This window comes from Verrucomicrobiia bacterium, from assembly GCA_035577545.1.
Taxonomy (GTDB): domain Bacteria; phylum Verrucomicrobiota; class Verrucomicrobiia; order Palsa-1439; family Palsa-1439; genus Palsa-1439.
Window position 1 is genome coordinate 218248 of sequence record DATLVI010000004.1, and the last position, 13410, is coordinate 231657.

Sequence of the window (13410 nt, forward strand, 5' to 3'; positions counted from 1 at the left end):
GGTTTGTGGTTCAATACGAACAGTGGCATTTGGACGGAGGTCTAACAGACGGTATGCAAAAAACCCCTGACGTCGTTACTCACGGAAAAACGGCAAGACATGCCGCTTTCACTTTGATCGAACTCCTTGTCGTCATCGCCATCATCGGCATTCTCGCTGCGATGCTCCTGCCCGCGCTCAACAAGGCCCGTGAAAAGGGAAGACGCGCCCTTTGTTTGAGCAACCTCCGGCAGATTGGGCAGGGAATGATCATGTACTCGGATGACTACGATGGTTGGTTCCCGAATAACGTCGGTAATGCTGGGGACATATCGACTGCGAACATGCTGAACAGCGAAGTCGGCATAGGTGGGGGTGCCGGCCAAAATGTGGGAGGCTTCACCTGCTTCGCCCGGTTCCTCGTGAAGAAACACTACATTGGCAGCACGGGAGTGTTTGTCTGCCCCAGCGACAGGTTCACGGGCAGCCGCAGCCCGGGGAAGGGTGGTATACCATCAGACTGGAAATTAGTAAGATGGTGGAATCTCAGCTACTTCTACATCGCAAAGATGGGCGTTAAGCTGCCTTTGAAGGGTTCCAGCACAGGCGGTATTTACATGCTATGCGCGGACCGATCAACCACATCGGCACAGACTACCCCCCCCATGACGCCAGACTCTGCGCACGGCACCGACGGGCGCAATGTCCTTTTCACGGACAATCATGTGGATTGGATTAACGGCCCTTCAGTCGATGACCTTTACAAATTAATCCAAGATGATTGGGGCTACTACAACAATCCCGATCCACCTTTGCAATCGCCTCAGACTATCGGCCAGCACGATGGCACTTAGAATCGCGCGAGACCATCGGCCGTGAAGGTAGCCGGTAGATCTTCACGATTCTCGCTCTCCGAGAATTTCCGTCACTCCCCAGGAGATACGTCAATAAACGCGTTGACTTTGTCTGTCAGACCTCGTAGTAGTGCCACCGCTGTACAGGCAAAGAGGCAGGGTGTCCCTTTTGCGTTATGTTCCGTTCGCTTCCCGCGTTGGAGGGGGTTGAGTGTTTCTGCACACACTACTGTCGTGTCTACCTTCGTATGACATTGTAGAGTGCGCCTCGAAGACTTTCGGGGCGACTACGGAGCCCACTCCTGAAATCAAGTTTGAAATCCGCGTGGCCCTTTTCGCCGGTCGCGCCACAATAATTCCAGTTAACCCACAAGGAGGAGCCATGCCATGAAACGAACCACCATCGTCGGAAGCCTTGCTTTTCTTTTTCTGTTCAGCAGCTATTGCGACAGCGCTTCAGCTGCGACGCTAACGAATATTTACGTGTTTACGGCCGGTAATGATGGGTACGATCCCAATGGAGTTGTTCAGGGCAGCGACGGCAATCTTTACGGCACGACAGCCTACGGTGGCACCAACGCGGATTGCGGGACCGGTACTGTTGGAACAGTGTTCAAAATCAGTCCGAGTGGTGGCACCTTTACGACTCTTTGCTCGTTTCCCAGCAGCGATAGTCGCGGTCCCTATGCCGGTGGTGCACTTGTCCAGGGCAGTGACGGTAATTTCTACGGCACAACCTCCGGCTGGGCGTGTTCCGATGGTACCGTGTTCAAAGTCAGTCCGAACGGTAGCTTTACGACTCTTTGCTCGGTGGACGGCTATCCAGAGGCTTGGTTAGTGCAAGGCAGCGATGGCAATTTCTACGGCACGACGGCTTGGGATAGTGATTCGTCCATGTGCGGGGCAGGGTCAGTATTTAGTATCAGTACGAGCGGTAGTCTGACGACTCTCCACTGTTTCTCCTCAGACGGTTCGGAGGGTGCCGGACCAATTGGCGCGCTAGTGCAGGGCAGTGATAGCAACTTCTACGGTGTGGCCCATTCCAGCGGGGAAAACTACGTTGGCACGCTGTTCAGAATTACTCCGAGCGGCACCTTTGCCACCCTACACCAATTCGATGGCACTGACGGAGCCGGTCCACTCGGGCTCGTGCGGGGCGTCGACGGTAATTTTTACGGCATCACAGAATCCGGGGGCCCAAATTGGAATAGTCCCGATCCTGACGTCGAGAGTCAGGGCAACATTTTCAGAATCACTCCAAGCGGAAGCTTTACGGATCTTTACGACTTTAGCGGAAGTGACAATGCGTCTGCTGACGCTTGGCTGACGCAAGGCAGCGACGGCAATTTCTACGGGGTCACTATGGTTGGAGGATCAAACTTGGACGTCTACGGCGGTGCCTACGGGGAGATATTCCGGATCAGCCCAAGCGGGGACTACACGAATCTTTACGAATTCGGAGGGGGTGATGGTGATGGACGATATCCAAATGCCAGGCTTACGCAGGGTTGCGACGGCAATTTCTACGGGACGACAATAGAAGGCGGCGGGCCCGGTCACGGTGTTATCTTCAAGCTCATCGTTCCCTTTAATTCTCTCAATCCACCACCGAATCAGGTCAGCGCCATCCAGATTGTGGGTTCCAATGTAGTCATCACGGTTCCGTCCATCTTCGGCGAGCACTACCAACTGCAGTACCGCAACTCAATGACGGACGGGTCATGGTCCGATGTTGTCGGCGCCTCGGTCAGCAACAGCATCGGCGGCCCCCTCACGTTGATCGACTACGGCGGCGCGGTCAACACGCAACGATTCTACCGTGTTGATGTGTTCGCCTGCTCCGCCGACGCGTACTCGGATCCGGTGGGATTCGTCACACTGACGGCCGAAGGGACAAACGCCCCCGGTAGCCCGGCGTACTCATTTTTGGGCCTGGGCTTGACGCAGATTCCGGCGCTCCGCGGGGTCGTCGGCACGGTTTCCGGCACGCAAGTTCCGCTGGACAGCCCACTATCACCCGGCCAGTACAACAGCGTTTCCAATGGCCCTTTGTATTATATCGAGGTCACAAGCGGAACGTCGGCGGGGTTTACCGATGATGTCGTGAGCAATGACGCGGTGAATGTGTTCACCGCCAACGACGATTCGTCCGTAATCGCCAACGGGTCAACCTACAAATTGTATCCGCACTGGACCATCGCCAGCGTTTTCGGGACAACCGACCAGGTCGGCCTCGATCAAGGAGCTTCGGGCGACCAAATTCTGGTTCAAAATCCGGTAACACAGACCTTCTCGACGTACTACTACACGACCGCCACGAAGGCATTAACTGCTGGCTGGAAGTCTGCGGGCTCCGGAAACGCGGATGCTGCGCAAACGCCGCTCTACAACAATCAAGGCATTCTCATTAACCGCCAACCGGGTACGAACCTCACATTCAAGTCGGTTGGCGCAGTGAAGCTCGGACCGACAATTGTACCGTTGTTCGGACCTGGGAATCAAATACCCGCTAACGTCTATGCGGCGGCCATCACCCTATCGAATAGCGGGTTGTACACGGACGGTGTTTCGACCGATAGCTTTGTCTTTGGTTCGGATTATGTGCTGATCCATGACGATACGGCTGGAGTTTACAACACGTATTTCTATACAACGGCCACGAAGTCGCTTACGGCTGGCTGGAAGCAAAGCGGTACTGGCAATACCGATGCGGGCGGGACTATGATTGCAGTGGGTTCCAGTATCCTAATTCAACTCCAGTCCGGCCATAACGGCTTCAACTGGAAGATGCCTGCTCCGTACTGAGACTGGCGAGGGTTCGGGCAAACGCCACAGGCTGGAAGTCTGAAGGTTTTTGTCACTGGCCTGTCAACAACGAACGCGCCGCATCGGCGCAAGGCGGGCTCGCACGGCTGTAGTCGATCCCCCCGCATATGGCATGGAATAAGAGGTATCACGTTGAGGGCCAGTGTTAATCTGCCCTCCAACCATCCTTCTTGCAAGAAAGTTGCTAAAAAGTGTTGACACCCGGATGCGAAACCGTTATACGGGATACTGACGTTTGGAGCGTTTTACCAGTACGGTGAAACGAGACGTCAAGCGACGAGGCGAGGTTAACATCTAAGCGAGGGAGATGGTGAGTATGAAAATGTCTTATCGGTCAATCTGTCTTTACAGCACCATGGCGGCTGCTGCATTTCTTTTGTCCACTATACAAGCGCGAGCGATTACTGTCGATGGGACGCTGGATGCGGGCTACGGCAGCGCGCTGGCGATCCAGGGGAATCCCACTGGTTTCGGGGACAGCACCGTTGGAGACGGCACGTCAGGCGGCGGTTCGGAATTGGATGCCGGTTACGGCACGATTAGCGGCGGGAACCTCTATTTGTTTCTTGCGGGCAACCATGAGAGCAACGGCAACCACGTAAATGTGTTTATTTCTGGCGGCGCCGCGGGTCAAAGCACCCTTGCTGTACCCACCACTGCCACGATGCAACAGATGAACGGGTCGAAGTTTAGCCCCGGCTTCCAAGCCACGTTCGCGTTGGACGTGAACGACTTTACGGGCACCAACTACGTCGAAGAGTATACTTTGACGGGCGTCCCTGCGGGCGGTTTTGTGGGCTCGATCCCTCTCTCGGGCGGGATTGGAACCGGCACCCCCGGCGTAAGCACGATTGGGGACAACAACAAAAACGCTGGTGGCATCACCGGCAGTTCGGCCACCTCGGCCCAGGCGCTTTCGGTTGGGACCGGTTTGGAATTGCAGATCCCTCTCGCCTCAATCGGATGGACGGGTGGCTCAATCTCCGTGCTGGCCGATGTTAACGGCGGCGGCGACAGCTTCCTCTCGAACCAGTTCCTTCCAGGTTTGCCTTCCGGAACGGGCAACTTGGGAAATAGCGGGCGGTTTGATTTCAGTGGAACTGCCGGTCAGTTTTTCACCGTGGCGGTTCCCGAACCCTCATCGATCGGTCTCGTAGTGGTCGGACTGCTCGGTGCGTTGACGATTCGCCGTCGCAAAGCCTAACCATACAATTCGCTCAATCATCGAGCATGCCGACGAGCCCCGCAGAGTTGCGGGGCTCGTTGTTTTTAGCCCGATACATTCTTTGGTTCGTCGAATTTGTTGCCAAATGGGCAAATTCGCGTCAAACCGAGGCGGATCAATCAATGACCATGGCAGCAAGCCTTTTTAAGGCATTTAGTAGTTGACAACGGATCGGCGGACATGGTAGGGGTAAGTGGTAAAGCGTTTCGACTGATTTGGCAGCGTTGAGTGCAAAACCGGCGAGAGATAGAGAATAGGAGCCTTAGTGTTATGAAATCTACCTTTGCAGTGTTCGTTGCGGCCTTGTTGGCAATCCCCACCATCACGAAAGCACAGATCGTCATCGATGGCTCATTGGACGCGCAGTACGGATCAGCCATTGTCACCCAGAAGCTCGGCACATCGACTTTCAAGAACAACGAGACGAACGTCGACGCCTCCAGCGGCTCCGAACTCGATGCAGCGTACGGAACGATTTCCAACGGCGTGCTGTACATGTTTATCGCGGGAAACATAGACTCGGGCGGGGCTGATTCAAGTGGCAATCCTTTCGACAAGCTCCAGATCTTTTTCATGACCGGGCCTGGCGGTGATCACACACTGGGGACCAATTACAATGGCGCCGCTGATTTTGGTCGCCTTAACAACCTGGGCGTTAACGGTGGCCCCCAGCAAAACGGTGATCCCGGGTTGACCTTCGATACCGGTTTCGCGGCAAATTACTGGATCGGCGTGACCGTTGGGGGCGCTGGTGTCGGGCCGACAATGTACCTGAATCGTGAAGTGGTTTGCGCCGGATGCGATGGCGAATTCCTCGGCTCGGTTCTTCCAAGCAACGCGCCTCCTGCCAACATTTTCGTGGACGGCACGTTCGGCATTCGGGCCGCCATCAATAACAGCAATACCAATGGCGTCCAAGGGGACCTTTCGGGTTGCGAAGTCAATGGCGCGCCATTTAATCCACAAAACGTCACCAAGGGCCTTGAACTGGCCATCCCGCTCAGTGCCATCGGCAATCCGACCGGACAGGTTTCCATCTGCATATTTATGACAGACGATGGGTTTGCCAGTATGTACAATCAGGTTCTCGGCCCGATCTGGGATGGCACGCCGACGTTCTGCCAGGGTAGCTTCGGCAGTGCAAGTGCGGTCAATTTCAGCGCGCTTCCGGGGACGCATACATTTACGTTTGCGGTTCCGCCGTGTAACGCCTTCTTGCTGAGTCCTGCCACGACTAACTTTGCTGTCAATGGCGGCGTGGGTACCGTGGGTGTCGTCGATCAAGGCGCCTGCTCTTGGACAGCGTCCAGCAGCCAACCGTGGCTCACGATTACAGGCGGTGCGAGCGGTGTGGGCAATGGCACCATTACTTATTCCGTGGCAACCAACACGACGATCGACGCGCGCACGGCGAGCATTATCGTTTCCGGGCAGTTTGTGACGGCGAGCGCGACGATTACTGAAGACGGCAAATTCCTGCCTCCATTGAGCAGCATCATCGTCGATGGTATCGCGGAATCGGCCTATGGATGCCCGATTGCCGTGCAAATCCAGGGCACGGGATTTGGCAATAGTGTCGGCACGAACCTCATGTCGAATAGCGGCGGTTCCGAACTCGATGCGGCGTATGGACTCGTTAAGGACGGCGTGTTGTTCCTGGTATTCGCGGGGAATCTGGAGAACAACAATAACAAGCTGGATATTTTCTTCTCGACCGGTGCACCCGGACAAAACACGCTTACCAATGTTAACCCCAACGTTGATTTTAACGGCCTGAATGCCATGGGCGGGGCAACGAATGGCTCTACGCCCGGTCTGACGTTCGACGCCGGCTTTGCGGCCAGTTACTACATCAACGTGAACGGTGGGCAGGTTCCTTACCATTTGTATGGTAACTATGCCCAGATGTGGCCGGGCGGCACAAACAACGTCGGCGTGGCGACGAATGGGTACTTCCTGGGCTCGACCACCACGACCAATGGCACGCTGTCCGGGGGCACGAATCCATTTCTTATCCAGGCAACCATCAACGATACCAATACGAACGGTGTTGACGGCACTTCCTGCGTTACGAATGGAGCAGGCGCGTTGCAGTCGGTGGCCGCGGCATTGGTCAGGTCTGGTGTTGAACTGGCCATACCTCTTGCGGCTCTCGGAAATCCGACGGGGCCGATCGCTGTTTGCGCGTTCATCAACAATCCGGGTCACACCTTCCTGTCGAACCAGATCCTCGGGCCCGTCGGCCCTACCACGAATGCGTGTCAGGGGCAGAGCAACCTGGGTACTGTTGGCGCCACCAGCACCATCAACCTTACCAACTTCCCCGGGCAGCATTTCTTCCTGGTCGGTCCGGAGATGGCCGTTAAGAGCGTGACGGTTCTCAATAACAACGCGACCGTCACCTATCAAACGGAAGCCAATGCGAACCTGTTGTACCGGGTGGAGCGCGCGACGGGTAACTATTCGACCAACAACGCGGCTTGGACACCGCTCTCGGGCTTTACCCCCGGCACGGGTGGGATTTTCACACAAATCGATAACAGTGTGACTTCCAAGACGAACGTCTACTACCGCGTCCGTCAGACGCCGAACTGCCAGTAAGTTTGCGCGTATCGCAAGAGAGCACTTTGTTATACCAGGCTGGGGGGACGCTGTAAGAACTGGGCGGCTCGCCCAGGAGGGCATTGTAGCCGCGACTTAATCGTTGTTCCCACGACGGACATCGAACCGTTTTGAGAGACGCGGAACATAAGTGATTATGGTCAACAAGGCGTACGCCAACAACAATACCCCGATGGCAGGAAAGCGTAACATTCATCCCCAGGCGGAGAGAGGGAAGCAGACCACTGCCGATGTGCCGAATATTATCGGCTCCTCGAGCACATCCTTCAATTCGTCCACTCGCCGACCGATGTCTACGAAACACCGGCAAAACCTGTCCAAGTCCATGAAAGAATGGGCCAGGAGAAGGAAAGCGCAGGCGGGCCAGTGAGCCAACCAGGTTAAGTCGCCGTAGTAGTGCAAATTGCCCCGGTCGCGTGCGCGGGACCGATCAGGCGATTCGCAGACGGGACTTGTTTGCGACCCCAGCCACTGCTAATAATTCTCAACGACGCGGACGTGGCGGAATTGGCAGACGCGCAGGTCTTAGGAGCCTGTGGAGAAATCCGTGTGGGTTCGAGTCCCTCCGTCCGCACTCTTCTTCGCCTTTGGGGCAACAGCGAAGCGGATCCATTGCTTTCTCAGCGACATCTTTCAAATTTCGACACGACGTTTCGCGAAGGCGATTACCCGCCCGATTTTGGGTCTTGCAGTCGGTCGGGGATTTGCTATTTTCGTACCTGTCTCCAACGGAAGCGAGCGTAGCTCAGTCTGGTAGAGCGTCACGTTGCCAACGTGAATGTCGAGGGTTCAAATCCCTTCGCTCGCTCCATTTTCATCTATTGGTCAGCATAGGAGGTCAGCATGGATCCGAGTATCTTTCTCTTGCTGTTGCTGCTGCTACTGGTGGTCGTTGGAGGACCCATCGCCCTGTTTGTCTGGCTCGGGACCAAAGCGTCGCGGGCGGACCGCGGCGTGCGCACTCTCGAAACGCGTGTTGACTCCCTCCAAGTTGAGGTGCGCACCTTGCGGGATGTGCTCCGCAGCTATGAGGGCGTCAGTACCGGCTCGCCTGCGGCCGCCGCTCCACCACCGAAACCGGTTACAACGCCATTCGCCCCGCTGGTTCGGGTAACACCGTTGCCGCCGCCCATTGGGCAGCGTCCGCCACAAATCGTGCCGGTAAACGTGCCGGAAACGGAAGAGGCGACGACCGTCCCTCCACCAATTGAACCGCCGGTATCCCAACCTGCGTCATCACCCTGGGAGGATTTTGCTCCGGCCAGCGAGCGGCCCGCGGCATCTCCACCAGCGGCATCTCCACCAAAGGTGAGCTTGCCGTCAATCAACTGGGAACAATTCATGGGGGTGAAGTTGTTCGCGTGGATCGGCGGGTTGGCGCTGTTCCTCGGTCTCGCGTTCTTCGTGAAATATTCCTTCGATAACAATTGGGTGAGCCCGGAACTTCGCGTAGCTCTGGGGTATTTGATTGGGGCGGGCCTTCTGGTCGGCGGCTTGGTTTTGACGAAGCGCGAGTATTCCGTCCTGGGGCAGACCTTGTGTGCGACGGGCGTACTGGCGTTGTACGCAAACATCTTCGCCTCGCACGCCTATTACCATCTTATTGGTGTCCTCCCTGCATTCGGCCTGATGGTATTGGTAACAGCGGTGGCCTTTCTGTTGGCGGTCCGGCTCGATGCGCAGGTGGTGGCGATTCTTGGCTTGCTGGGTGGGTTCCTGACCCCGGTCCTGCTCTCGACCGGCAAGGACAACCCGCTCGGCCTTTTCAGTTATCTCGCGCTGCTCGACGCCGGCCTCATCGCCGTGGTCGCGCGCAAACGCTGGAACTATCTTGTCCTGCTCGCCGCGGCGGGCACGCTCTTGATGCAGATTGCGTGGACGGCCACGTTCTTTGCGCTGACAAAAGTGTTCATTGCCATGGGTGTCTTCCTGGGATTTGAGGCGCTCTTCCTGCTGGCGTTCGTGGTGACCGACCGTGAGGATCCATGGGTCAGCGCCTCGACCGTCGGCATGGCATTCGCACCGCTGGCGTTCACGCTGTATCTGCTGTCGTTTGGCGAGCTTGGCGCCAAGCCGTGGATTATCTTTACCTTCGTGCTCGTGGCGGATCTCGGGTTGCTGACGCTGACCATTCTGCGTAGCGCGCTGGCGCCCGCGCATCTGGCGGCAGGCCTCGCCGCGTTCTTTCTGCTGTCGATCTGGACGGTCAGCTACGTGTCGGGCGCGTTGCTGAACTGGGCGCTCGGGTTCTACCTGCTCTTTGCCATCCTGCACACCGCTTTCCCAATCGTTCTGCAACGTCTGCGGCCCGGTGCCATGCCGGTGTGGTGGGGCCATTTGTTCCCGTTGCTGGCGTTGGTGCTCGTCATGATCCCCGTAATGAAACTGCCCGAACTGGGTTGGCTGGTTTGGTTGTGCGTCCTGGCGCTGGATGTCGTCGTGTTCGCGCTGGCGCTCGTGACGTCGTCGGTGTTGGCGATCATCGGAGCGTTGGTGCTGACGCTCGGGGCGACAATGGTATGGCTGTTCAAGATACCGGCCGAAATGAGCGGAGTGCCGGACCTGCTGGTCGTGATCGGCGGATTTGCGTTGGTGTTCTTCGTGGTCGGGGTCTTTGCGGCTCGACGGATGGCGCTCAAACCGGCGGGAGGCGGGGTGAGCCTGCCAGAGTTCCCGTCGCTCCCATTCCTATCGGATAATGTGCAGGCGCAGGTCCCGGCGCTCTCTGCGATTCTGCCGTTTCTGCTGCTGATTATGGTGGTATTGCGGATGCCGATGACGAATCCGTCTCCGGTGTTCGGATTGGCGATGCTGTTGGTAGTGTTGCTCCTCGGCGTGGCGCGGTGGACGGCGGCGGAATGGCTGACGGCGATCAGCCTCGTGTGCAGCGTCGCGCTGGAACATGCGTGGTATGAACAACGGTTTAAGGTGGATGCCGCCGTGGTGCCGCTGATTTGGTATCTGGCGTTCACGGCCGTGTTCACCATTTTCCCGTTCATTTTTCGGAAAGAATTGGAGAACTCTGTCGTGCCGTGGGCGGTGTCGGCGCTGGCCGGGCCGGCGCATTTCACGTTGGTATACCGGCTCGTGAAAGCGGTCTGGCCGAACCCGATGATGGGATTGTTGCCGGCGGCATTCGCCCTGCCGCCGTTGATCGGGTTGCTGGTGCTCTTGCGCATTCAGGGGCCGCAACGCCTGGCGCTGCTGGCGTGGTTCGGCGGGGCCACGCTGTTTTTCATCACGCTGATTTTTCCAATCCAGTTCGAGCGCCAATGGATCACCATCGGCTGGGCGCTGGAAGGGACGGCGTTGCTTTGGCTCTTCCATCGGGTGCCGCATCCCGGGCTGCGGTTGGTGGGCGTGGGATTGTTGTGCGCGGCGTTTGGGCGATTGGCATTGAACCCCGCGGTGCTGGAGTACCACGCGCGTAGCGCGACACCAATCCTGAACTGGTTCCTCTACGCCTATGGGCTCACGGCAATCTGCCTGTTCGTAGGCTCGCGGTTGCTCGCGCCGCCACGGCAGGAGGTGCTGGGTGGCAATGCCCAGGTGGTTCTGGCGACGTTGGGTACCGTGTTGGCGTTTCTGCTGTTGAACATCGAAATCGCCGACTACTTCACGGCTCCCGGCTCTCATGCGCTGACATTCGAATTTTCCGGCAACTTCACCCGCGACATGACCTACTCGATTGCCTGGGCACTGTATGGATTGGTCCTGCTTGTCTTCGGCATCGCGAAGAAACTGCCGGTGGTGCGGTACGCCAGCCTGGCGTTGATCGGTGTCACCTTGCTAAAACTCTTCTTTCATGACCTCGGTCAGTTGGGCCAATTGCAACGCATCGGCGCGTTTGTCGGCGTGGCGGTGGTCCTGCTGGTCTCGTCGTTCTTGTATCAACGATTCGTGACGGCAGAAGCGAAGGCTGAATGAGACCGCTCCTCATCTATTTCCTGACCACACTCACGGTTCTCGGCGAGTTGCCGGCCGATTGGAAGAACGCGCAACAATTCGACGTAGCGCGCACCGGATTGATCAAATTAAGTCTACCGGCCGAAACCGTTGACGCAGCGCGGCCAGGGCTGGAGGACTTGCGCATTTTCGACAGCGCGGGCCGGGAGGTGCCATACCTCATCGAACGCCCGGTTCGGAGCACGGCACCGGTATTCAGCCCCAAGAAATTCAGTGTCAGCCTCAGCGGACAGGCTACGGTCATCACGCTGGAGACCGGTTCGGCGCAGACGCTCGATGCCCTGGTTCTCGAATCTCCCGCCTTTGGGTTCATCAAAGCGGTGACGGTGGAAGGCTCGAACGATCAGCACACGTGGCGGCCGCTGGCCAGCGGACAGCCGATTTTTCGGCAACCGAATGGCGCCAACCAGTTGCGGGTGGAGTTTCCGGAAGGTACGTGGCCCTTCCTGCGCGTGACGGTGGACGATCGCCGGGCGGAAGCCATTCCGTTCACGGGAGCAAAGCTGCACGCCGTGACCGCGGGGGCCGCGCCCAGTGAATCCCTGCCCGTCACGATCATGGATCGGACCGAAAGCGATGGCCAGACGCGGTTGACGCTGGATCTTGGCGCGGCACATCTCACCCTGGCATCGTTGCACTTTGAGACGACTGAGCCGTTGTTCACGCGTTCCGTCACCCTGGCGGCGCGGCAAGTGGCGGAGAACGCCATCACCGAGCGCGTGTCGGGGCATGACACGGTTTACCGGGTGGACATCGAAGGTTTCAAACGCGCGGAGCGACTGGACTTACCGCTCGATTTGCCGGTCGAAGGGCGCGAGTTGTTGGTACTGATCGATAATGCCGACAGCCAGCCGTTGCAGATCTCCACGGTGCGGGCGACACGGCGACCGGTGTTCGCGGTATTCCTGGCGCAACAAACTGGCCGTTATCAGTTGGTCACCGGCAATCCGCATTGCGCCGCACCGCGGTATGATCTGACCGGACTGCGCGGGACACTCGCCACCGCACCGAGTATTCCGATTGCATCGTTATCGCTCAGTGCTCTGGCGGCCAACCCGTCGTACCACCCGACCGAATCACTCCCGGAGATTCAGGATTTGGGAACCGCGCTGGACACGGCAGAGTGGGGATATCGCAAGGCGGTCAAATTGACACGCGTGGGTGTCCAGCAACTGGATTTGGACCTGGATGTGTTGGCGCGCGCCGACGCAACGTTTCAAGACCTCCGATTACTGCGGGATGGCAAACAGCGGCCGTATATTCTGGAGCGCACTTCCATTTCACGCAAGCTGGTGCCGGAAGTGTCGTCGGCGAATGATCCGAAACGTCCCACGGTCAGCCGTTGGATGATCAAGCTGCCGCACACGGACCTGCCGATCGCGCGGTTGACGGCCGAATCAACGAGCACGCTGTTCCGTCGCCAGGTCACCCTCACCGAGCAGCCGGCAGACGAGCGTGGGGAGAAATACGACCGTCAACTCGGCCAGGCGACGTGGGTGCGCACACCACCGGCGACAAAAACGCCGCTGGAACTGATCGTGAACGTTCGGCCGTCGACAGACATCTTGATTTTGGAAACAGACAATGGGGACAACCCGCCGATTGCCCTCGCCAACATCCAGCTTTTCTATCCGGTGACGCGGGTGTTGTTCAAGGCGCCGGCGGAGCCGTCAACGTACCTGTACTACGGCAATCGCGACGCAGCCTTCCCACAGTACGATCTCGACCTGATTGCGCCGCGATTGCTGGCGGAAGAGAAGTCGGTCGCTTCACTGTCGGCAGAAGAACCCCTGAAGAAATCGTCCGCGGGCGAGCTTTTCCAGATTTCCGGCACGAAGAACATTATCTTTTGGGTGGCGCTCAGCGTGGTGGTGCTGGTGTTACTCGTTGTGATTGCCAGGCTTCTACCGAAACCACCCCCCGCCAACTGACGCCTCC

General features: G+C 57.7%; 7 protein-coding genes and 2 tRNA genes. All 9 read left to right on the top strand.

All coding sequences use genetic code 11. The features are described 5' to 3' along the window. The first annotated feature begins 53 nt into the window (after positions 1-53). Positions 54-833: a DUF1559 domain-containing protein gene (locus VNL17_01110; protein HXI82670.1), complete on the top strand. Its 780-nt coding sequence runs from the start codon at positions 54-56 to the stop codon at positions 831-833. 387 nt (positions 834-1220) lie between these two features. Further along, a complete protein-coding gene (locus VNL17_01115) occupies positions 1221-3638 on the top strand; it encodes a choice-of-anchor tandem repeat GloVer-containing protein (GenBank protein ID HXI82671.1) in 2418 nt (805 codons plus the stop codon). A 376-nt stretch (positions 3639-4014) separates the two neighbouring features. Further along, complete coding sequence (locus tag VNL17_01120) at positions 4015-4863, top strand: PEP-CTERM sorting domain-containing protein (protein ID HXI82672.1); 849 nt, start codon at positions 4015-4017, stop codon at positions 4861-4863. 291 nt (positions 4864-5154) lie between these two features. Continuing rightward, positions 5155-7485 carry a BACON domain-containing protein gene (locus VNL17_01125; GenBank protein ID HXI82673.1) on the top strand — a complete coding sequence of 777 codons (2331 nt, stop codon included), beginning with the start codon at positions 5155-5157 and terminating at the stop codon, positions 7483-7485. A 151-nt stretch (positions 7486-7636) separates the two neighbouring features. Further along, on the top strand, positions 7637-7876 hold the full coding sequence (locus VNL17_01130) for a hypothetical protein (GenBank protein ID HXI82674.1): 240 nt from the start codon (positions 7637-7639) through the stop codon (positions 7874-7876). Positions 7877-7998: 122 nt separating this feature from the next. After that, positions 7999-8080: transfer RNA gene (locus VNL17_01135), tRNA-Leu, on the top strand. 160 nt (positions 8081-8240) lie between these two features. After that, positions 8241-8317: transfer RNA gene (locus VNL17_01140), tRNA-Gly, on the top strand. 32 nt (positions 8318-8349) lie between these two features. Next, on the top strand, positions 8350-11433 hold the full coding sequence (locus VNL17_01145) for a DUF2339 domain-containing protein (protein HXI82675.1): 3084 nt from the start codon (positions 8350-8352) through the stop codon (positions 11431-11433). Further along, on the top strand, positions 11430-13403 hold the full coding sequence (locus tag VNL17_01150) for a DUF3999 family protein (GenBank protein HXI82676.1): 1974 nt from the start codon (positions 11430-11432) through the stop codon (positions 13401-13403). The genes VNL17_01145 and VNL17_01150 overlap by 4 nt, the downstream gene beginning before the upstream one ends. The last annotated feature ends 7 nt before the right edge of the window (positions 13404-13410 follow it).

What these genes read in the sequence shown, in the direction of transcription:
- VNL17_01125 (HXI82673.1), top strand. Translation starts at nt 5,155, where the DNA reads ATGAAATCTACCTTTGCAGTGTTCGTTGCGGCCTTGTTGGCAATCCCC.
- VNL17_01115 (HXI82671.1), top strand. Translation starts at nt 1,221, where the DNA reads ATGAAACGAACCACCATCGTCGGAAGCCTTGCTTTTCTTTTTCTGTTC.
- VNL17_01110 (HXI82670.1), top strand. Translation starts at nt 54, where the DNA reads ATGCAAAAAACCCCTGACGTCGTTACTCACGGAAAAACGGCAAGACAT.
- VNL17_01145 (HXI82675.1), top strand. Translation starts at nt 8,350, where the DNA reads ATGGATCCGAGTATCTTTCTCTTGCTGTTGCTGCTGCTACTGGTGGTC.
- VNL17_01150 (HXI82676.1), top strand. Translation starts at nt 11,430, where the DNA reads ATGAGACCGCTCCTCATCTATTTCCTGACCACACTCACGGTTCTCGGC.
- VNL17_01120 (HXI82672.1), top strand. Translation starts at nt 4,015, where the DNA reads ATGGCGGCTGCTGCATTTCTTTTGTCCACTATACAAGCGCGAGCGATT.